Below are 19,799 nucleotides of genomic sequence, written 5' to 3' on the forward strand. Positions count from 1 at the left end.
GACACGGCGCTCACCGCGCTCCCGAGCCGGTGACGATCCCTGCGGCGAGGGTAGCACCGTCCTGGGCGTTGATCACGAGGAAGGCGCCCGAGCGGCGGTTCTCCGTGAAGGTCTCGATCGGGAGCGGCGCGGCGAGCCGCAGGCCGACCTCGCCGATGTCGTTGACCTCGAGGCCGCCAGCGGGCTCGAGCTCGAGGGTGTCGAGGTTGAGGCGCCCGGTGACCGTCGAGACGATGGCCTGCACCGTGTTCGTGCCGAACTTCACCAGGGTGCGGTCGCCCGGTGTGAGGGCCCGGGGGTCGAGCCAGAACAACGCGGCCGTGAGGTCCTTCGTCGATTCGGGCAGGGTGCCCGCCGCGCCGATGACCGCCCCGCGGGCGATGTCGAGGTCGTCGGCCAGGCGCAGCGCGACCGACATCGGGGCGAACGCCTCGGTGAGCTCGGTGCCGGCGAAGTCGATGCCGGTGACGATGGTCGTCGCCCCGCCGGGGGCGACGCTCACGCTGTCGCCGACCCGTACCGTGCCCGAGGCGACCTGCCCGGCGTACGCCCGGTAGTCGCGGAACGCGTCGGCGTCCTCCTGCGCGACGGCGACGGCGCCCTGGGGCCGGAGCACGAGCTGCACGGGCAGCCGGAACGCCTCGATGGCGGTGTCGACCTCGTCGACGACCGGGAGGCTTTCGAGCAGTTCGAGCAGGCTCGGCCCGTCGTACCACGGGGTGCGCGGCGAGCGGTCGACGACGTTGTCGCCGACGAGCGCCGAGACGGGCAGCACGTGCACGGCGCCGAGGCCGAGCTCGCTCGTGACGGCGCGCACGGATGCCGCGACCGCGGCGAACGCGGATTCGTCGTAGCCGAGGAGGTCGATCTTGTTGACCGCGATGATCACGTGCGGCACCCGCAGCAGGGAGACGACGGAGAGGTGCCGCCTGGTCTGCTCGAGCACACCCTTGCGCGCGTCGATCAGCATGATTACGGCGTCTGCCGTCGTCGCGCCGGTGACCATGTTGCGGGTGTACTGCACGTGCCCCGGGCAGTCGGCGAGGATGAAGGAGCGGCGCGCGGTCGCGAAGTAGCGGTAGGCGACGTCGATCGTGATGCCCTGCTCGCGTTCGGCGCGGAGGCCGTCGGTGAGCAGCGCGAAGTCGATGCCGCCGTCGGCGCCGCCGAAGCCGCGCTCCGTCGACGTGCGGGTCACGGACTCGAGCTGGTCGGCGAGGATCGCCTTCGAGTCGTGCAGGAGCCGGCCGACGAGGGTCGACTTGCCGTCGTCGACGGAGCCGGCGGTTGCGAACCGGAACAGGGTGCCCGGGGCGTCTGCGGCGAAGGTGGCGCCGGCATCCGCCGGAGTGAGGAGTGCCTGAGTCATCAGAAGTATCCGTCCTTCTTGCGGTCTTCCATGGCCGCTTCGGAGATGCGGTCGTCGGCGCGCGTCGCGCCGCGTTCGGTGATGGTGGAGAGGGCGACCTCGCGCACGACGGCGGAGACGGATGCGGCGTCGGAGTCGACGGCGCCGGTGCAGCTCATGTCGCCGACCGTGCGATACCGGACGGTCCTGGTCTCGACGGCCTCGCCCGGGCGGGGCTCGGAGACGGGCCCGATCGCACGCCACATGCCGTCGCGGCGGAAGACCTCGCGCTCGTGGGCGTAATAGAGCGGGGGCAGTTCGATGCCCTCCCGTTCGATGTAGCGCCAGACGTTGTACTCGGTCCAGTTGCTGATCGGGAACGCGCGCACGTGCTGGCCGACGGTGTGGCGGCCGTTGTAGAGGTTCCAGAGTTCGGGGCGCTGGTTGCGGGGGTCCCACTGGCCGAATTCGTCGCGGAGGGAGAGGATTCGCTCTTTTGCGCGGGCCTTGTCCTCGTCGCGGCGGGCGCCGCCGAAGACGGCGTCGTGGCGGCCGGCCGCGATCCCGTCGAGGAGCGGGACGGTCTGCAACGGGTTGCGGGTGCCGTCGGCGCGCTCGTGCAGGCGGCCGTCGTCGATGTAGTCCTGCACCTTCGCGACGGTGAGGCGGAGGCCGAGGCGGGCGACCGTCGCGTCCCGGAAGGCGAGGACCTCCGGGAAATTGTGGCCGGTGTCCACGTGCAGCAGACCGAAGGGGACCTTGCCCGGCCAGAAGGCCTTCGCGGCGAGGTGCAGCACGACGACGGAGTCCTTGCCGCCGGAGAACAGCAGCACGGGACGCTCGAATTCGGCGACGACCTCACGGATGATGTGGATCGCCTCGCTCTCGAGCACGTCGAGCTGGGAGAGCCGGTGGCTCCCCGCGGCCTGAACGGAGGACTCGGTGGCGATGGCGGTCGTGACGGCGTTCACTCGTGGAGCCCGCATTCTGTCTTGGCCAGGTTCGCCCAGCGTCCGGATCGGGGGTCGTCGCCGGCGGCGACGGGCTTCGTGCACGGCGCGCAGCCGATGGAGGGGTACCCCTGCTCGAGCAGCGGGTTCACCGGAACCTGGTGGTAGCCGGCGTAGTCGAGGATGTCGTCGAAGCTCCACGCCGCGAGCGGGTTGACCTTGACGAGGCCGTTGCGCTCGTCCCAGGTCACAAGCGGGGTGTTCGCCCTGGTCGGGGCCTCGTCGCGGCGCACGCCGGTGAACCAGAGTTCGTAGCCGGTGAGCGAACGCTGCAGGGGCTCGACCTTGCGCATCGCGCAGCACAGGTTCGGGTCGCGGCTGAAGAGCTCAGCGCCGTGTTCGGCGTCCTGCTCCGCGACGGTCTTCGCGGGCAGCACATCGACGATCCGCACCGGGAGGAGCCGGGCGACGGTGTCCCTGGTTTCATAGGTCTCGGCGAAATGGTAGCCGGTGTCGAGGAAGAGCACGTCGACGCCGGGCAGCTGTGCCGCAACGACGTGCGGGAGCACGGCGTCGGCCATCGAGCAGGCGACGGCGACGTGTGCGACGGGGAAGTTGGCCGCCACCCACGCGACGACCTCGGCGTAACCGGCCTCGCCGAGTTCCGCGGCGCCGCGGGCCGCGAGAGCCTTGAGCTCCTCGGCGTTGCGCCGGGGAGCGACGGCCGTCGTGGCCGCCGTCGTGAGTCCGGTTCCGGTTGTGGCGTCGCTCATTGCAGGGCCTCCTCGTCGGCGCGGTGTGCCCAGACGGCGAAGGTCTCGTTCTCGCCGCGGTCGGCGAGGAAGCGGAGAACGATCCGTTCGACATAGTCGGCGATGTCGTCCGCGGTCACCTTGAGGCCGCGGACGGTGCGGCCGAGGCCGGCCTCTTCGCGCTCATGCGAGGCGAGGCCACCGCCGAGGTGCACCTGGAAGCCGGGGACCTGGCCGCCGTTCCCGTCGGGGAGGAGCTGGCCCTTGAGCCCGATGTCCGCAGTCTGGATGCGGGCGCAGGAATTCGGGCAGCCGTTGACGTGCAGGCTGATCGGCTGGGGGACGTCGATCGAGGCGAGCCGTTTTTCGAGCTCGAGGACGGCATCCGTCGCGGACTTCTTGGTCTCGACGATCGCGAGCTTGCAGTATTCGATGCCGGTGCAGGCGATCGTGGACCGGCGGAACAGGCTGGGGCGCGCGGCGAGGCCGATCTCGTCGAGGGCAACGATCAGGGATTCGACGTTCTCCTCGGGGATGTCGAGGAGCACGAGCTTCTGGTGCGGGGTCGTGCGCAGTCGCGTCGAACCGTTCGCCTCGAGCAGGGTGGCGAGGCTCAGCAGCGTCGGGCCGGAGACGCGGCCGACGAAGGGGGTGACGCCGATGTAGTAGCGGCCGTCGGACTGCTTGTGCACGCCGACGTGGTCGCCAGGCCGGGTGGGCGGCGGGGCCGCGGGACCGTCGGGGAGCGGGGACTCGAGGAACTCGTCCTCGAGGACCTTGCGGAACTTCTCCGGCCCCCAGTCGGCGAGCAGGAACTTGAGCCTGGCCTTGTTGCGCAGGCGACGGTAGCCGTAGTCGCGGAACAGGCTCGCGACGCCGTGCCAGACCTCGGCGACACGGTCGGGGGTGATGAAGACGCCGAGGCGTTCGGCAAGGCGTGGGGCGGTGGAGAGGCCGCCGCCGACCCAGAGGTCGAAGCCGACGCCGAGTTCGGGGTGGTCGACCGCGACGTAGGAGATGTCGTTGATCTCGTGCACGACGTCCTGGCTCGGGCTGCCCGTGATGGCCGTCTTGAACTTGCGCGGCAGGTTGGCGAGGCTTTCGTCGCCGATGTAGCGGGCCGTGATGTCGGTGATGAGACCGCTCGGGTCGATCAGTTCGTCAGCGGCGATGCCGGCGACGGGGGAGCCGAGGATGACGCGGGGCACGTCGCCGCAGGCCTCCGTGGTCTGCAGCCCGACGGCTTCGAGGCGGGTCCAGATCTCGGGAACGTCCTCGATGCGGATCCAGTGCAGCTGGATGTTCTGCCGGTCGGTGAGGTCGGCGGAATCGCGGCCGAACTCGTGGGAGATCTCGCCGATGACGCGCAGCTGGGCCGTCGTGAGCTGGCCGCCGTCGATGCGCACCCGGAGCATGAAGTACTTGTCTTCGAGCTCGTGCGGCTCGAGGGTCGCGGTCTTGCCGCCGTCGATGCCGGGTTTGCGCTGCGTGTACAGGCCCCACCAGCGCATCCGGCCGTGCAGGTCGGTGCCCTCGATCGAGTCGAAACCCTGCTTCGAGTAGATCTTCTCGACCCGTTCGCGGACGCTCAGGCCGCCGTCTTCCTGCTTCCAGGCTTCGTTGCCGTTGAGAGGGACGGTGCCGTCCACCTTCCACTGGCCGTTGGGACGGCCGGCCTGGCGGTGGGGCCTGGCCGGCGTTGCCGCTGCGGTCTGGTTGGGTGACACGGGATCCTCCTTCGGCCCCGGCGAAAGCGTGAGCCGGAGTGCAGCGTGAGCCGGGGTGCGTTGGAAGAATCTATCGAGAATGGGGAGGAATCACTCGTGGGTGTCGTAACGGCCAGTCACGCACCGTAGCAGAGCGTCACACGGATGCGCCGGGCGGCATCCGCTCGTATAGTGTCGGTCGTTCCCACCGCTGTTCCGGCCCCTGTCCGGCCAGGGTCACTGTTCGCTGTCGGGCGTTCGGCAAAGTCTCGCCGCATGACCCAGGTGATCTACAACACGGCGACTTCGTTCACCGGCTTCATCGCTGACGAGTCCAATTCCCTGGCCTGGCTCTTCGCGGTCGACACGGCGGGACTCGAGGACCAGGACCAGGACCAGTTTCTGCCGGGCATCGGTGTTCTCGTGGAGGGCTCCACGACCTACGAATGGGTCCTGCGCGAGGAGGAGCTGCTCGACAAACCGCACAAGTGGCGGGAGTTCTACGGCGACCGGCCCACGTTCGTCTTCACCACTCGCGAGCTGCCGACGCCCGAGGGGGCCGACGTGCGGTTCGTGAGCGGGAGCGTCGCCGCCGCGCTGCCGGCGATTCTCGCGGCAGCGGGGGAGAAGGACGTGTGGGTGGTCGGCGGCGGCGACCTGGCCGGCCAGTTCCTCGATGCCGGCGCCCTCGACACGATCATGCTCTCGGTGGCGCCGGTCGCCCTGCCCGGCGGGGCTCCGGTGCTGCCGCGTCGGCTCGAGTCCGACCGCCTCGAGCTGCTGAGTGCGACCGCCCAGGGTCAGTTCGCGATCCTCACCTATCGCGTGCGCCCCTGACTGCACGCCCGGCTGCATCCCTGAGTGTGCCCAGCAGTGCCGCTGACTGCACCCCGCGGTACTGCTGGTGTTCCGTGTGCCGCCGCGGCTGTTTCGGCAGGCCGCACCCTAAACGGCGGGCGCGGGCTGCGGATTCGGGGGCGGTTCCATCTTCCGGAAGACCGGAATGCCGAGCGGCAGCAGGGTGACGACCACGTAGAGCACGCCGATGATGAAGAAGGAGGCCTGCAGGCCGATGGTGTCTGCGCCGATTCCGCCGAGCAGGGCCCCTGCGGGCACGCCGGCCCAGGCTCCGGCGTTGATCAGTCCGAATACCCGGGCGCGCATGCCCTCCGGTACCCGTTCGAGTTCGACCGTGCCGAGAATGGGGTTGATCGCACCCGCCGCGACACCCGAGAGCGCGGTCGCCGCGACCAGCCAGACAAAGGGGAGTCCTGCCGCGAACGCGAACAGGGACGGACCCCCGGCCAGGGCGAAGCAGACCGAGAAGGTGACCCGTCGCGGCAACCGGTGCGCGAAGAATCCGAAGACGACGGTTCCGAGCAGGGCGCCGCCACCCATCACGGCCACGAGCACGCCGAAGGCCGCAGCCCCGCCCAGCGAATCGTGGGCGTAAAGCGGAAGCAGGGAGGAACCGCGGGCGGCATCGAACACGTTGGTGACGAGAACCAGGAGCACGACCGCACGCAGGAGCGGCTCACGTGTGACGAAGCGGAAACCCTCGGCGAGTTCCGACCAGTAGCCAGTGCGCGCCGGGGTGTCGGTCGCGTCGGGCATCCGCTCGGCCACGACCGGACGTGTGACGAACAACCAGGTGATGATCGCCGAGAGCGCGAAGGTGCCCGCGTTGACGAAGAGGGCGTTCAGGGGGCCGACGCCGGCGATCAGGAGACCGCCGAGCGGTGCGCCGAGGAGGCGGGAGAGGCGCTCGGCTCCATCGAGGAACCCGACGGAGCGTTCGAGACGCACGTGCGCATCGGCAGAGAACGCGGGCAGGAGCACCCGCCGAGCGGTCTGCCCGGGGGTGTCGAGGAGGCCGCTGAGGAAGACGAGGGCGAGCAGACCCCAGAACGGGAGTCCGATCGTGAGCGCGACGACCGGGATGGCGAGGACGGTCGCCCCGCTGATCAGGTCCGCAAGGATGCTCGCACGCCGGTAGCCGATCCGGTCGACGACGACCCCGCCGAGGGGGCCGCCGATGATGACCGGGGCCGTCGCGAAGAATGCCGCGGTGCCGACCTCGATGCCCGTTCCTCCCGTCGCGAGCACGTAGAACGGAACGGCGAAGAGGGTGACGACGTTCCCGGTCTGCGAGACGACGTGTGCCGTGAGTAGGGCGGTGAGAGACCGCAGCGCGCGGGTGGCCGCGAGGGTTCTCGTCACGGGGTCCGATAGGCCTGGTAGACGAGGCTGACCCGCTCGGAGCCGTCGGCTTCGGTGTGAGTGGCGCTGATCGCCAGGAACTTCTCGGTGACGACCTCGAGTTCCTTTCTCAGCTCGGCGAGTTCGGTCACCGTGAGGCGCAGACCTCGGTCGGAGCTCGGTGCAGCGCGCACCCAGTCCGAGGGAAGTACAGGCACTGTGTCGAGGTACTGAGTGAAGTTGGCAGCGTAGATCTGCACGACCGCGCGCTGGAGAGCGGTTGATGCTGCCAGTGCTGCGGGATCACCGAGCAGGTCCGCCGGCTCCCAGGAGGTCAGGGCGTGGCTCGACCGCCACCAGCGTTCGCGGCGATCGGTTCCCATGTCTGCGGCTTCCTGGATCAGACCGATGGACGCGAGTTTGGCCAGGTGGTAGCTCACCGTGCCCGGGGCCTCGTCGACGATGTCGCCGAGCAGGGCCGCGGTCTGGGGGCCGCGCTCGCGCAGCAGGCCGAGCAAGCGCAGCCGGGTCGGGTGCGCCAGGACGCGCATGGATGCTGCGCTCGTGAGGTGTGCGGTATCGCCGGATTCAGGAGAGGGCATGCCACCACGCTATCTCCACAACACTTATTGCGCAATAAGTCTTGTGCGATTTGAGGGCGTTTGCGGATTTCCGGGAGGATGACCGCGGCGGTTTCGTGAGGCCGCTCCCGAAACGGCGGGCGCAGCCTGCCGAAACCGGCGCGACGGCGGCGAGCGGATGTCCACCGACCGGATACCTTCGGCGCTCGCCGCGGATTCGCGTCCCGTGCGGTCGGACGTTATGGCGGTCAGTCGGTGGGGGTGAGGGCGTTGCGGTAACGGTCGGTGACGACGGCGACGAGGAGCGGACTTGCGGGCTCGGTGGGCACGAGCAGGGGTGCGGTGACGGCATCCGCCCCCGCTTTCTCGACCAAGTGCTGGAAGAAACCGGGGGCGAGCAGGTAGCTGCTGACGACAACACGTCTGCCGGGCCGCTGGATGCGCTCGATTGTGATGGCGCACGCGAGGCGAGGGCGTGCCGCGGACAGGAAGCCGAGCGCGACGTCGTGCCCGGCGGCGAGGGACAGTCGCTCGGCGACGATGCGGCACGCGGCGACAGCGCGGGCGTCGCTCGAGCCGGCGACCGCGAGCACGAGGGAATCGTCGTCGTCGAGTGCGACCTCGTCGAGCCGTTCGCGGAGGAGTTCGATGAGCCGGTCATCGGGTCCGAGCGCCTCGGTCAGGGTGACCGAACGCGCGGACGTCGCGGCTTCGCCGGCGACCGCATCGGTCAGGTCGACGTACACGTGGTAGCCGGCGGAGAGAAGCAGCGGAACGACCACAGCCGGCACACCGGCCGGGAGTGCGGCCAGCGTCGAGGGTGCGTCCGGCTGCTGGACATCGACGTAGCCGAGCGCGGTGTGGAGCGTGGGTTCCGCGAGAGTCACGGCGGCCATGAGCCCCGCGACCGCCGCCTGCCCGGCCGCGGACGAGGTGCCGTGGGCGATGCCGACGAGGGCGGGAGTGGTTGAGGCCGTCACCCCTCTATTCTGCACGGGCACGTGCGAGCGCGCCTGCCCGATTCGATCCGACGGTGTTCAGTCACGGACACTGTCCTGTCGATGTGCGGACGGTATTCGGGTGGGACGGGCGACCAACGGGCCTCCGGCCAGGTGCGCGGCTCAGTCGGTGTCGCGGAGAATCGGGTTCTTGCTGGCGAGGGGGATGGGTGTCTGGTCGGCGTCGAGTCCGGGTGGTGGGGTGAGCACTGGCCGGTGTTGTCGCGGGTGATGCGCCAGTGTTCGTTGTGGAGTCTGAGGTGGTCGGCTCTGCAGAGCAGGATGCCCAGGTCGAGGTTGGTCTGGCCGGCGTCGTCTTTCCAGTGTTGGATGTGGTGGGTTTCGGTCCAGGAGGGTGGTCGGTCGCAGCCGGGCCACATGCAGCCGCCGTCGCGGATGGCGAGGGCGGTGCGTTGTTCGGGGCTGAAGGTGCGTTGTTCGCGGCCGAGGTCGATACCGCTGCCGTGGTCGTCGAAGGTGACGTCGAGGATCCCGCTGTCGCAGAGGTTGCGTTCGAGGGTTTCGGTGGAGACGGTGACCGCGGTTCCCTCGATCACGCCCGGCTGGAGTGTGTGCGTCTCCGCCCCGGGGTGCGCCCCGGCGGCGGATGCGGGTTCGTCGGCAGCGGCGGGAGTCGGCCCGCTCGGTTCGGTCCCGCCGGCTGCGGTCCCGGTAGACGCGGTCCCGATGTGAGTGGTTCCGGACTGCGAGGCACCGGTGGGTGCGGTCCCGGTCGGTGCTGTGCCGGTCGGTGCGGTGCCACTCGGGGTCGTGCTGCTCGGGGCGGTGCCACTCGGGGCGGTGCCGGTGGGTGTGGTGTTCCGGGGGCGGATGGTGATCATGCGCACGGCGGGGCTGCGACCTCCGGCGATGCGTTTCGGGTCGGCCTTGACGCCGAGTTTGATCAGGGCGAGGAATCCGTCGGCTGTGAGTTGCTCGGTGGTGCGCGGGTCGTCCTGCACCCGCTTCGCCCAGGCGGCCTGCTCCTTGTCCACGAAACGCACACCGCCCCGGCGGGGGCTCGTGATGGAGTCGTAGGTCTGCATCAGGTACTCGCCGTCCTCCGGGGCGAACAGGCCGACCATGCGCACCTGCCCCGTGTGGAGCCGGTAGAACCGCAACGACCGGTCGTCGTAGGCGGCCTTCTCTCGGGCGGCGATGCCGGCCTCATCGAGCACGTCCCGCACCCTCCGGGCCCGCTTGAATAGCTGGTCCGCATTCAGGGTGCGTGCTTCGGTGAGGAGCCGGGCGAGGGCGGAGGCGAGTTTCTCCGTAGTGATCGCCCGGTCCAGGTCACCCAGGCCCTTGCGGAGTGCATCGGCCTTCTCCACGCTGAGCCAGCCCTCACCGAGGGCCCGGCCGATCGGGGCGTGCCACGGCGGCACCGCGGCCGCCGGAACCGGAAGGTCGACCGGCGGCAGCGCTGGAACGGCCCCGTCAAGCGGCGGAGTCTCATCGAGTAGCTTCTGCGCCTCGGCGGCTTCCCGGGCGGCTTTCTCGGCGGCGTCGGTCTCGACGAGCAGCCGGCCTACGCCGAGCAGTTTGGCCGCGTCGCTCTTGCTCGACCCGGAGATGGTCTGCAGCAAATCTTCCGGGGTGCGGAATCCCCGTCGGGCGGCGAGGCCCTGGCCGCCGAGTTCGGGTCGGGACCGCCGGGCCAGGGTCGCGGCGAACCATGCCGCCTGGGTGTCCAGGGCCCGTCGGGCCCCCGCGATCAACACGTGGCCCTCGAGTACCGCCTCATCGCTGAGCGTGTCGACAGCGGCGGACGAACCGCCCAGCCCGGTGACGACATCCACCATCGACCGCAACCCACCGAGCACGTCGCCCTGCACCGGACTGGCCAGCACCGGGTCGACGAGCACCGGCTCGCCGAGCACCGGGTCGCCGTGCATCGACTCGTCGCGCACGTGGTCGCCGTGCGGCTGATCGGGTGAAGCGGGCGACTCGGGGAGGTTGGTCATGTCTTAAAGTTACGACCGACCACCGACATTATTTGAATATCGCTCAGGTCTGTGGAAACGTCCTCTGATCAGGTTCCTGTTGAGGAGAATCCGCCAGATTCGGGTCCCGCTGAGCGCCCGGTTCGCTCCTCGGCTAGTCACGTGAAGATCCCGGTACGCTGCTCGGATGTAGAGCTTGCCGATGAGATCGCCGGCAACTCAATCCGTGTCGGAACTCGAGCCGCTCCCGGGGCCGAGGGGCCGGTTGCTCGTGAAGATCCGGTCGGGGTCGAGTCGGCGCTTGACGCTCGCGAGGCGCTCGAGCGTTTCCGGCGTGAAACTGTGCGTGAGGTCCTGGCCGGTGGTGAGGTAGGTCGGCAGGGTGAGCCCGAGGGTGCTGCCCGCGAGCGCCCGGCGGAGCGGGCCGAACACCGCCTCCGGGTCGGCGTGTCCCTGACCCGTGAGGAACGAACCGGCGAAGGCCAGGTACCGTGCGTCGAGGCGACCGGCGACCGCAGTCGCATCCGCCCCCTGCTCGGCGACGGCGCCGCCGAGGGCACGGATGCCGAGAACGGTCAGGCCCGCTGGCGTCGCTTCGCGGAACGCCCGTGCGAGGGCGCCGAGTCCGGCCTCGTCTCCACCGGCGAAGGACGTGATTGCGGCCGTCCACTCGAGCGTGGCGGCCGGTTCGATCGGTTCTGCCGCGACCTCGGCCAGGTGCCCGATCGTGAACGGCCGGGTCCCGTCGGCGAGCACCGGTGCGCTGGCGAGCAAAGGGGCGAGCAAGGGCGCCGCGTCCTCGGCCGTTCCGACGAAGACCACCTCGGCATTCGCGACCGTCTGGCCGCGGAGCGGCGGGGGCACCTGCTCGATATCGGGCAGGTTGATCAGGCCGAAGAAGATACTCAACTCGGGCGGGGCATCCGCCATGATCGTAGCGACGCTCGCGAAGACGGCCTCGGCAGCTGACGCCGGGAACACGATCGTGCCGCCGAAGAGGTCGGGTGCCGGGTACAGGTCGATCTCCAGCGCCGTGACGATGCCGAACAGCCCGCCGGCGCCCCGCAGCGCCCAGAGGAGTTCCGGATCGCTCTCTGCTGTCACCCGGCGCAGCTCGCCCGTCGCGTCGACGAGCTCGACCGCACGGATGCTGCAGGCCGCGATCCCGCGCCAGCGGCTGAACCAGGAGTGGCCGCCCCCGAGCAGGAGCCCGGCGACGCTCACATCGGGATTGGAACCGGCGAGCGCCACAAGCCCGGAGCCGTCGAGACGGGCGAGCAGGGCACCCCAAGACACGCCGGAACCGACCCGGGCCACACGCCGACGCTCATCGATCACGATCTCGTCGAACGCGCTCGTGCGCACGAGAATGCAGCCGGAGACGTCGCCAGCGGGGCCGTGACCACGCGGCTGCACCGTCACCCGGTGCCCGTCGGCGCGGGCAGCGGAGAGGATTCGCCGCAGGTCCTCCGGCCCGGCCGGGTACGCGACGGCAACGGGCCGTTGGTCGATTGCGAGGTTCCACGGTGCGCGGGCACTGTCCCAGTCCTCGTCATACGCGCGGACGAGCCTGCCGTCCAGGGCGTCCACGAGGTCGTTGAGTACGGGGTCAGACGGGGAAGCAGGTGTCATCGGGTCCTCCAGAGCGAATCGGGAACGCGGCCGGAACGTATATTGGCGATTCTCGGCCTGTCCGGCCCCGAGGCCAACCCCGGTGCCAATCCCCATGCCGATCGCGGGCTCGCGCCCGGAGGCGGGGTCCCGCGCTTAGGGTAGAGACATGGCAGAACGCACCCCGTGGTCACTCTCCGGCGCATTGCGCGGCATGTTCGCGAAGAAGACGATCGACGCCGACACCTGGGACGACCTCGAGGACGCACTCATCCAGGCCGACTTCGGACCGCAGATCACCGAGGACATCGTCGCGGACCTGCGCGCCAAGGTCACCAGGTACCACACGACCGACCCGGCCGACCTGCAGCGGATGCTGCGCGAAGGCCTCGAGGAACGCCTCTCCCGGCTCGACTCGACCCTCAACCTCAGCGCGCGCCCCGCTGTCGTGCTCGTCGTCGGCGTGAACGGCGTCGGCAAGACGACCACGATCGGCAAGTTCGCCAAGTTCCTGCGTGTCTATGACCGGAGCGTGCTGATCGGGGCGGCGGACACGTTCCGCGCCGCAGCGGTCGAGCAGCTCGCCACCTGGGCCGAACGCGCGGGCGCCGAGATCGTGAAGCCGCAGGCCCAGGGCCAGGACCCGGCATCCGTCGCCTTTCAGACCGTGGAGCGCGCGATCGCGACCGGCACCGAGATCGTGATCATCGACACCGCCGGCCGCCTGCAAACCAAGGGCGGCCTCATGGACGAGCTGACCAAGATCCGCCGGGTGATCGAGAAGCAGGCGCCGATCTCCGAGGTGCTGCTCGTTCTCGACGCGACGACCGGCCAGAACGGCCTCGCCCAGGCCGAGGCCTTCATCGAGCACGCCGGGGTCACCGGTCTCGTGCTCACCAAGCTCGACGGGTCCGCCAAGGGCGGGTTCGTGCTCGCGGTCCAGGAGAAGACCGGCATCCCGATCAAGCTCGTCGGCCAGGGTGAGGGCATCAACGACCTGACCGGATTCACTCCACACGTCTTCGCGCAGAAACTCGTCGGATAGGACCACCATGACCATCGAACACGATTTCTTCGGAATCCTCGGCAGCGACGACGAAGGCGAGATCTACTGGTCCGACTCCGCTGAGCTGGGCGACCAGGACATCGAGATCGACCTCAGCTCGCCCGACGAGCCGTCCGTCTCCCTCGAGGCGCTCGACATCGCTGCTTTCATGATCAATTCCCTCGAAGACCTCGACTCGCAGGCCCGCGAATCACTCGTCGCCGAGCTGAGCGCCGAGGGCTCCGTCACCGCGCTCTACATCAACCAGTGCTTCGAGGAGCTTGACGAAGAGGTCATCGAGGACGCCCTCATCTGGGACTCCGGCGACAAGCAGATCGACTTCCTGCGGTCCATCCAGCTGCAGCGGATCGGCTTCCACCCGCACCACATCAAGAACGACGAGCACTTCGCGGTGCTCGACTACTCGATCAGCCCGACGGAGACCGATGCGCTCCTCGTCGTGACCCTCGACGTGCACGGCGACACGATCGTGATCTCGCTCGACAGCTGAGTGCTACCGGGCCGTACGGCGGAACGCACGACCGGAGGGCCGCTACTGGATGCTGCCCTTGAGCGGGTCGCCGAGGGGAACGTTCTCGAGTACGCGAACCTCGGATGGACCGGAAACATGCGCGGCAACCAGGGCGTTGAGCTCGGCCATCGCGACGCCGGCCGCGTGGGCGGCCAGGTCGGCCGGGCTGGCCCAGCGCTCGATCATGACGACCGTGCCTGCGTCGCGGTGCAGGGCGTAGAGCTCGTTCCCCGCCTCGGCGTGCACCTTCGGGGACACGATCGCGAAGGCATCCACAACATTCTGGAGACGCCCGTCCAACGGGCTGATGGTGGCGACGACGATTACGGACACGAGTGCTCCTTCAGTATTGCGAAGCTTCAACCGTACGCTTGCCGGACTCCGGACGTGTGAGGGGGACAGCATCTCGGGAAAATGAGTGCCACCCGAACGGAGGTGACACGCCAAGAGAAATGCCGATTGGCCGGGATAAAAACGAGATGATAAACCTGAGGTAGCCAAGTAACTTGGCGTGCCGAGCGGTTATCCGGGAGATCGGGTCCGAGCTTCCAGAGCGGCCGGCATCTATCCTTCTCTCTGAGAAAAAAAGGTCATTGCCATGCGTAAAATCACCATCGCCGCCGTCGCGCTGCTGGGCTCGGTAGCACTTGCCGGCGCCACCACCCTCCCGGCCTTCGCCGCCGACACCAACACCAACGCCACCCTCGCCATCGAAGCGGGCGTGCTTTCAATCGCCGCGCCGGCGACGCTGGCCTTGACCACCGCGCTCCCGGGCGCGACGTCAACGACAACCGTTCCCGGCGTTGCGGTGACCGACCTGCGCGCCGGCATCGTCGGCTGGGGAGCCTCGGTTTCTATGACCCCCCTCACCGGCACAGTCACGGCAACGGTCATTCCCACCGCGGGCGCCACCTATCTGCCGGCCGTCGCCACTCTCACGGGCGCACCCACAATGGCCGCCATCGGCGCTGCGGTGGAACTGACCGCGACCGCGCAGGCGATCCAGACAGCAACAGCGGCCGACGGCAACAACACGGCGACCTGGGACAGCACCCTCGCGATCGTGATGCCGACCAACGTGCAGGCAGACACCTACACGGCGATCCTGACGAATTCCGTGCTGTAGCACAACAGAGTCGTACGAGCCGTAACGGGATGTGCCGTAATCACACCGCCCCGTTACGGCTCTTCGAACGTCGAAGTGGCGCTGGGAAAGTGCCCGTAAGAGCTAAGGAAAATTTCGTGCGGTACTTTTTGGTCGCCACCCTGTGCGCTGTCCTGACGCTCGGTTGGTCGACGCCCGCGTCGGCCCAGGACGTGGCGCGTGAGGGGGGGAGCACCGCGTCGTCCGTTGCGCTGGAGGATGCCGCCGGTACGGGGATCGGGATACGACTTGTCGATATTCCGACTGCTACCCAGACCGATCCACGCGCACGGTCATATATCGTCGACCGATTGGCCCCGGGCGCCGAGATACAACGCCGGGTTGAAGTGCAGAACAACACAGGAGCAGCCCAGAGCGTTCAGATGTACTCCGGTTCCGCCCAGATCACCGACGGTGCGTTCGTCGGGGACAGCGCACCGTCGAGCAATGCCCTGTCGACCTGGACAACCGTCGATACGCCGCAGATCACTCTTCCAGCCGGGGGCAGGGCAAACGTACTGGTCACGATTTCCGTCCCCAGCGACGCCGCAGAAGGCGAGGCCTATGCTGCCGTCTGGGCCGAAGTCAAGGGCGCGCCAACGGACGGCTCCAGTGTCGTCAGCGCGAGTCGTGCGGGTGTCCGCATCTACCTCTCGGTCGGCCCCGGCAATGGTGCCGCCGCCGATTTTACGGTCGACAGCCTGACCTCTGCCCGCGATGCCGACGGCAATCCCACAGTGTCCACCCGGGTCACGAACACGGGAGGCCGAGCACTCGACGTCACCGGTACTCTCAACCTCACCGACGGGCCCGCCGGCCTCGCGGCAGGACCCTTCACCGTCGATCAGACCGTCACCATCGCGCCCGGAGAATCCCAGGACATCCTGATGACCCTCGACTCGAGCCTTCCGGACGGACCGTGGACGGCAAGCCTCACCCTGACCAGCGGACTCCTCGAGCGCACGGCAACAGCCACGCTCACCTTCCCTGACGCAGGCGCGGGAGAAACGGTTGCACCGGACTCCGGCTTCCCGATCGTCTGGATCATCGTCATCACGGTGATCGCTGTGCTCCTGGTCCTCGCACTGGCGGCGGGAGCGGTCTGGTTCCTGCGTCGCCGCAGGATTCTTCGCGGAACTCGGGCACCCGAACTCAGGAAGTAGCAACACCGGTTAAAGTAGAAGAACAATGGCTACTTTTGGAAACCTCTCAGATCGCCTGGCCGAGACGTTCAAGAATCTCCGCACCAAGGGCAAGCTCAGTGCGGCGGATGTCGACGGCACCGTGCGCGAGATCCGTCGCGCCCTCCTCGACGCCGACGTCGCTCTCGACGTCGTCAAGGACTTCACCGCGCAGGTGCGGGAGCGCGCCCTCGGCGACGAGGTCAGCAAGGCGCTCAACCCGGCCCAGCAGGTCGTGCAGATCGTCAACGAGGAGCTCATCCGCATCCTCGGCGGCCAGCAGCGCCGCCTCGAGTTCGCGAAGAAGCCGCCGACCATCATCATGCTCGCCGGCCTCCAGGGTGCGGGCAAGACGACCCTCGCCGGCAAGCTCGCCAAGTGGCTCGCCAAGGACGGGCACACCCCGATCCTCGTCGCCGCCGACCTTCAGCGTCCGAACGCCGTCACCCAGCTCCAGGTCGTCGGGCAGCAGGCCGGCGTTCCGGTCTACGCGCCTGAGCCCGGAAACGGTGTCGGCAACCCCGTCACGGTCGCCCGCGACGGTGTGAAGTTCGCCCAGCAGAAGCTGCACGACGTGGTCATCGTCGACACGGCCGGCCGCCTCGGAGTCGACGCCGAGATGATGAAGCAGGCCGCGGACATCCGCCGGGCCATCGACCCCGACGAAGTGCTCTTCGTGATCGACGCGATGATCGGACAGGACGCCGTCGCAACCGCGAAGGCGTTCCAGGACGGCGTCGATTTCACCGGCGTCGTGCTGACCAAGCTCGACGGCGACGCCCGCGGTGGCGCCGCCCTCTCCGTCGCGTCGATGACCGGTCGCCCGATCATGTTCGCCTCCACGGGCGAGAGCCTCGATGACTTCGAGCCGTTCCACCCAGACCGGATGGCGAGCCGGATCCTCGACCTCGGTGACATCCTCACCCTGATCGAGCAGGCGCAGGGTGCCTTCGACGAGGACGAGGCGCGCAAGCTCGCCGAGAAGTTCCAGACCGACACCTTCACGCTCGACGACTTCCTCGGCCAGATGCAGCAGCTGCGCAACATGGGCTCGATCAAGAAGATGATGAGCATGCTCCCCGGCGCCGGCGCCATGAAGCAGCAGCTCGAGAATTTCGACGAGCGTGAGATCGTGCGCACCGAGGCGATCATCCAGTCGATGACCAAGGCGGAACGCACCACGCCGAAGCTTCTGAACGGCTCGCGTCGGCTGCGCATCGCGCGTGGCTCCGGGTCGAGCGTGACCGAAGTGAACCAGCTCGTGCAGCGGTTCGAGCAGGCCGCGAAGATGATGAAGACCGTCGCCCGCGGCGGAATGCCGAACATTCCCGGCATGGGGCCGATGCCCGGCGTCGGCGGTGGCCGCGGCAAGCCGCAGCAGGCGAAGAAGAAGGGCTCGAAGTCGGGCAACCCGGCCAAGCGCGCCGCGGAGAACCTCGCGATCGCGTCGGGAGAGAAGCCGGGTGCCGCCGGTGCCGCTGCACCGACCGGCGGCGGAACCGGTTTCGGGCTCGGCGGCCGGAAGCCTGCCGTTCCCGGCAAGCCCGGTGGCCCCACCGACGAGGAAATGGCGGCTCTGCAGAAGATGCTCGGCCGGTAGGGTTCTCCCGGCGGTCACTCCACTTCGCGCGCCACATGCGCCGCTTCGCGCCAGGCATGCTTGGCGCGAAGCGGCGGAAATGGTGCGCGGCAGGGGACAACTGGCGCGCAGCGGCGGAAGTGGCGCGTGACTGCGGGATCTGGCGCGGAGTGGTGTCGTCGGTGCGCACTGCGCACGTTTAGGCTGGGCGCATGATGATCACGAAGCCCGGTCCTGTGCGTATCGGAGCGCAGGTCGCGCCGCAGCATGCCGAGTACTCGAAGATCCGCGACACGGTCGCCGAGGTCGAAGCACTCGGCACCGATGTCGCCTTCAACTGGGACCACTTCTTCCCGCTCTCCGGTGACCCGGACGGCCTGCACTTCGAGTCCTGGACGATCCTCGCAGCGTGGGCGGAGCAGACCTCGCGGATCGAGATCGGCGCTCTCGTCAACTGCAACAGCTATCGCAACCCCGACCTGCAGGCCGACATGGCCCGTACGATCGACCACATCAGCGGCGGACGGTTCATTTTCGGCACCGGCTCCGGCTGGTTCGAGCGCGACTACGACGAGTACGGCTACGAGTTCGGCACCGTCGGGACCCGGCTCGACGCCCTCGCGGAGAACCTGCCCCGCATCGAGGCGCGCTGGGGCAAGCTCAACCCGCCGCCCACCCGGAAGATCCCGGTGCTGATCGGTGGCGGCGGGGAGAAGAAGACCCTCCGCATCGTCGCCAAGCACGCCGACATCTGGCACTCCTTCTCGAGCCCCGAGGTGCTCGAGCACAAGCTCGGCGTGCTCGCCGAGTGGTGCGCAACGGTCGGGCGCGATCCGGCAGAGATCGAGGTGTCCACGGAGCTGCGCGGCCGTACCGTGGCAGAAGCCGAGCAGCTCTACGCGCTCGGGGCCCGCCTGTTCACGATCGGGCTCTCCGGCCCGGCGTACGACCTCGCCCCGCTGACGGACTGGCTCGCCTGGCGCGACGCGAAGAACGCTGACTGACCGCGGACGACCGCCCGCGCTCGTTGTCCGGCCGCGCGGGCGGTGCGGCCCCGGGCATCGAGTCGGTCTGGCGACCGGCTAGACGGGGAGGGTGCCGCCGCGGAGTTCCGCGCTGAGCGCCGCCACGACGGCCGGCAGGCTGCCGCCGTTGGCCGCGGCGACCCGCAGCTGGCGCTGGTAGCTCGCGCCGGCATCCAGAATGCCGTTCAGCTGCACCAGCTCGGTGAGGCAGCCGAGTCGTTCCGCGGTGGGCGAGAACACGCCGATCAGGCGGCGCACGTCGTCGGTCACGAGTCGTTCGGCGCCGCTCGAGTCGAGGATGATCTCCGCGTCGAGCCCGTAGCGCGAGGCACGCCACTTGTTCTCGCGCACGAACCACGGCTGCATGCTCGGAACCGGTCGTCCGGCGTCGATCTCCGTGGACATCCACTCGACGAGGCACTGGATGAGCGCGGCGATCGCGCCGAGCTCGGTGGCCGTCGACACACCGTCGCAGGCGCGGATCTCGATGGTGCCCCAGCGTGCGGAGGGGCGGATGTCCCAGCGCACCTCGGTCATGTCGTCGATGATCCCGGTGCGGGTCATGTCCTCGACATACTGTTCCCAGCTCGCCCAGTCCTCGAGGATCCACGGCAGCCCCGCCGTCGGCAGCTGCTGGAACATCTGCGCCCGGTTGGACGCGTAGCCGGTCTCGACGCCGGCCCAGAACGGGCTCGACGCCGACAGTGCTTGCAGGTGCGGGAGGTAGCCGAGGAGCCCGTTCAGGATCGGGATGACCTTGTCGCGGTCCTCGATACCGACGTGCACGTGGATGCCCCAGATCATCATGTTCCGGCCCCACCACTGGGTGCGGTCGATGAGCTTGTGGTAGCGCTCCTTGTCCGTGACCTCCTGGTCGAACCACTGGCCGAACGGATGCGAGCCGCTGCAGATGAGGTCGACGCCCCGAGGGTCGGTGATGGCCCTGACCTCGTCAACCTGGCCGTAGACATCCGCCACGGCACCCGCGACCGTCGTATGAACACCGGAGACGAGCTCGACGGTGTTGAGCAGCAGCTCACCGGTGATGTGCGGGTGCGGTGAGCCGTCGGGGCCGCGCAGGGCATCGAGCACTTCGTCGGCGATGCAGACGAGGTCACCCGTCGACCGGTCGACGAGCGCGATCTCCCACTCGATTCCGATCGTCGATCGCGCGGATCGGGCGAATTCGATTCCCACGTGCGGTC

18 protein-coding genes are annotated in these 19,799 nt (G+C 68.8%); 7 read left to right on the plus strand and 11 right to left on the minus strand.

Translation table 11 applies throughout. From position 1 onward, the window contains the following. Positions 1-10: 10 nt before the first annotated feature. The 4 genes from MQH31_RS05610 to MQH31_RS05625 are packed head-to-tail and all read right to left on the minus strand — an operon-like array spanning position 11 to position 4,777. A complete protein-coding gene (locus MQH31_RS05610; protein WP_243011245.1) occupies positions 11-1,369 on the minus strand; it encodes a sulfate adenylyltransferase subunit 1 in 1,359 nt (452 codons plus the stop codon). Further along, a complete protein-coding gene (gene cysD / locus MQH31_RS05615) occupies positions 1,369-2,334 on the minus strand; it encodes a sulfate adenylyltransferase subunit CysD (protein WP_243011246.1) in 966 nt (321 codons plus the stop codon). The genes MQH31_RS05610 and cysD overlap by 1 nt, the downstream gene beginning before the upstream one ends. Continuing rightward, on the minus strand, positions 2,316-3,071 hold the full coding sequence (locus MQH31_RS05620; protein ID WP_243011247.1) for a phosphoadenylyl-sulfate reductase: 756 nt from the start codon (positions 3,069-3,071) through the stop codon (positions 2,316-2,318). Before MQH31_RS05620 ends, cysD begins: the two co-directional genes overlap by 19 nt. Further along, positions 3,068-4,777: a nitrite/sulfite reductase gene (locus tag MQH31_RS05625; protein WP_243011248.1), complete on the minus strand. Its 1,710-nt coding sequence runs from the start codon at positions 4,775-4,777 to the stop codon at positions 3,068-3,070. The genes MQH31_RS05620 and MQH31_RS05625 overlap by 4 nt, the downstream gene beginning before the upstream one ends. Before the next feature lie 255 nt (positions 4,778-5,032). Between MQH31_RS05625 and MQH31_RS05630 the strand changes: the two genes are divergently transcribed. Beyond that, positions 5,033-5,593, plus strand: a complete 561-nt coding sequence (locus MQH31_RS05630; protein WP_243011249.1) for a dihydrofolate reductase family protein — start codon at positions 5,033-5,035, stop codon at positions 5,591-5,593. A gap of 108 nt (positions 5,594-5,701) precedes the next feature. Here MQH31_RS05630 and MQH31_RS05635 read toward each other — a convergent pair whose 3' ends face one another. The 5 genes from MQH31_RS05635 to MQH31_RS05655 form a co-directional block, all read right to left on the minus strand. Continuing rightward, positions 5,702-6,976 carry an MFS transporter gene (locus tag MQH31_RS05635; RefSeq protein WP_243011250.1) on the minus strand — a complete coding sequence of 425 codons (1,275 nt, stop codon included), beginning with the start codon at positions 6,974-6,976 and terminating at the stop codon, positions 5,702-5,704. Next, positions 6,973-7,557, minus strand: coding sequence for a helix-turn-helix domain-containing protein (locus tag MQH31_RS05640; RefSeq protein WP_243011251.1), 585 nt, complete (start codon positions 7,555-7,557; stop codon positions 6,973-6,975). The genes MQH31_RS05635 and MQH31_RS05640 overlap by 4 nt, the downstream gene beginning before the upstream one ends. A 227-nt stretch (positions 7,558-7,784) precedes the next feature. Then, the gene (locus MQH31_RS05645; RefSeq protein ID WP_243011252.1) at positions 7,785-8,516 is read right to left on the minus strand and encodes a sirohydrochlorin chelatase; all 732 of its coding nucleotides are present in this window, start codon (positions 8,514-8,516) and stop codon (positions 7,785-7,787) included. Then, the gene (locus tag MQH31_RS20595; RefSeq protein WP_279238334.1) at positions 8,513-10,498 is read right to left on the minus strand and encodes an HNH endonuclease signature motif containing protein; all 1,986 of its coding nucleotides are present in this window, start codon (positions 10,496-10,498) and stop codon (positions 8,513-8,515) included. The genes MQH31_RS05645 and MQH31_RS20595 overlap by 4 nt, the downstream gene beginning before the upstream one ends. Positions 10,499-10,696: 198 nt before the next feature. Further along, complete coding sequence (locus tag MQH31_RS05655) at positions 10,697-12,109, minus strand: FAD-binding oxidoreductase (RefSeq protein ID WP_243011253.1); 1,413 nt, start codon at positions 12,107-12,109, stop codon at positions 10,697-10,699. Positions 12,110-12,257: 148 nt separating this feature from the next. Here MQH31_RS05655 and ftsY point away from each other — a divergent pair, with 148 nt between their 5' ends. Together ftsY and MQH31_RS05665 are read left to right on the plus strand one after the other, a co-directional pair. Further along, complete coding sequence (ftsY, locus tag MQH31_RS05660) at positions 12,258-13,133, plus strand: signal recognition particle-docking protein FtsY (protein WP_134532353.1); 876 nt, start codon at positions 12,258-12,260, stop codon at positions 13,131-13,133. A 7-nt stretch (positions 13,134-13,140) separates the two neighbouring features. Further along, positions 13,141-13,644, plus strand: coding sequence for a DUF2004 domain-containing protein (locus tag MQH31_RS05665; protein ID WP_243011254.1), 504 nt, complete (start codon positions 13,141-13,143; stop codon positions 13,642-13,644). Positions 13,645-13,686: 42 nt separating this feature from the next. Here the strand turns inward: MQH31_RS05665 and MQH31_RS05670 are convergent, their stop codons facing one another. Next, positions 13,687-13,998, minus strand: coding sequence for a putative quinol monooxygenase (locus MQH31_RS05670; protein WP_243011255.1), 312 nt, complete (start codon positions 13,996-13,998; stop codon positions 13,687-13,689). 265 nt (positions 13,999-14,263) lie between these two features. Between MQH31_RS05670 and MQH31_RS05675 the strand changes: the two genes are divergently transcribed. The 4 genes from MQH31_RS05675 (at position 14,264) to MQH31_RS05690 (ending at position 18,573) form a co-directional block, all read left to right on the plus strand. Beyond that, a complete protein-coding gene (locus MQH31_RS05675) occupies positions 14,264-14,791 on the plus strand; it encodes a hypothetical protein (protein ID WP_243011256.1) in 528 nt (175 codons plus the stop codon). Between the two features lie 365 nt (positions 14,792-15,156). Continuing rightward, the gene (locus tag MQH31_RS05680; protein ID WP_243011257.1) at positions 15,157-15,972 is read left to right on the plus strand and encodes a hypothetical protein; all 816 of its coding nucleotides are present in this window, start codon (positions 15,157-15,159) and stop codon (positions 15,970-15,972) included. Positions 15,973-15,997: 25 nt separating this feature from the next. After that, the gene (gene ffh / locus MQH31_RS05685; RefSeq protein ID WP_243011258.1) at positions 15,998-17,590 is read left to right on the plus strand and encodes a signal recognition particle protein; all 1,593 of its coding nucleotides are present in this window, start codon (positions 15,998-16,000) and stop codon (positions 17,588-17,590) included. A 191-nt stretch (positions 17,591-17,781) separates the two neighbouring features. Then, positions 17,782-18,573: an LLM class F420-dependent oxidoreductase gene (locus MQH31_RS05690; RefSeq protein WP_372488117.1), complete on the plus strand. Its 792-nt coding sequence runs from the start codon at positions 17,782-17,784 to the stop codon at positions 18,571-18,573. A 78-nt stretch (positions 18,574-18,651) separates the two neighbouring features. On the opposite strand, the gene MQH31_RS05695 is transcribed toward MQH31_RS05690, so the two are convergent. Continuing rightward, positions 18,652-19,791, minus strand: a complete 1,140-nt coding sequence (locus MQH31_RS05695; RefSeq protein WP_243011259.1) for a glutamate--cysteine ligase — start codon at positions 19,789-19,791, stop codon at positions 18,652-18,654. Positions 19,792-19,799: the final 8 nt, after the last annotated feature.

The sequence above is a fragment of the Cryobacterium zhongshanensis genome (assembly GCF_022760445.1).
Lineage (GTDB): Bacteria > Actinomycetota > Actinomycetes > Actinomycetales > Microbacteriaceae > Cryobacterium > Cryobacterium algoricola.

What these genes read in the sequence shown, in the direction of transcription:
- MQH31_RS05610 (WP_243011245.1), bottom strand. Translation starts at nt 1,369, where the DNA reads ATGACTCAGGCACTCCTCACTCCGGCGGATGCCGGCGCCACCTTCGCC.
- cysD (WP_243011246.1), bottom strand. Translation starts at nt 2,334, where the DNA reads ATGCGGGCTCCACGAGTGAACGCCGTCACGACCGCCATCGCCACCGAG.
- MQH31_RS05620 (WP_243011247.1), bottom strand. Translation starts at nt 3,071, where the DNA reads ATGAGCGACGCCACAACCGGAACCGGACTCACGACGGCGGCCACGACG.
- MQH31_RS05630 (WP_243011249.1), top strand. Translation starts at nt 5,033, where the DNA reads ATGACCCAGGTGATCTACAACACGGCGACTTCGTTCACCGGCTTCATC.
- MQH31_RS05640 (WP_243011251.1), bottom strand. Translation starts at nt 7,557, where the DNA reads ATGCCCTCTCCTGAATCCGGCGATACCGCACACCTCACGAGCGCAGCA.
- MQH31_RS20595 (WP_279238334.1), bottom strand. Translation starts at nt 10,498, where the DNA reads ATGACCAACCTCCCCGAGTCGCCCGCTTCACCCGATCAGCCGCACGGC.
- MQH31_RS05655 (WP_243011253.1), bottom strand. Translation starts at nt 12,109, where the DNA reads ATGACACCTGCTTCCCCGTCTGACCCCGTACTCAACGACCTCGTGGAC.
- ftsY (WP_134532353.1), top strand. Translation starts at nt 12,258, where the DNA reads ATGGCAGAACGCACCCCGTGGTCACTCTCCGGCGCATTGCGCGGCATG.
- MQH31_RS05665 (WP_243011254.1), top strand. Translation starts at nt 13,141, where the DNA reads ATGACCATCGAACACGATTTCTTCGGAATCCTCGGCAGCGACGACGAA.
- MQH31_RS05675 (WP_243011256.1), top strand. Translation starts at nt 14,264, where the DNA reads ATGCGTAAAATCACCATCGCCGCCGTCGCGCTGCTGGGCTCGGTAGCA.
- ffh (WP_243011258.1), top strand. Translation starts at nt 15,998, where the DNA reads ATGGCTACTTTTGGAAACCTCTCAGATCGCCTGGCCGAGACGTTCAAG.
- MQH31_RS05690 (WP_372488117.1), top strand. Translation starts at nt 17,782, where the DNA reads ATGATGATCACGAAGCCCGGTCCTGTGCGTATCGGAGCGCAGGTCGCG.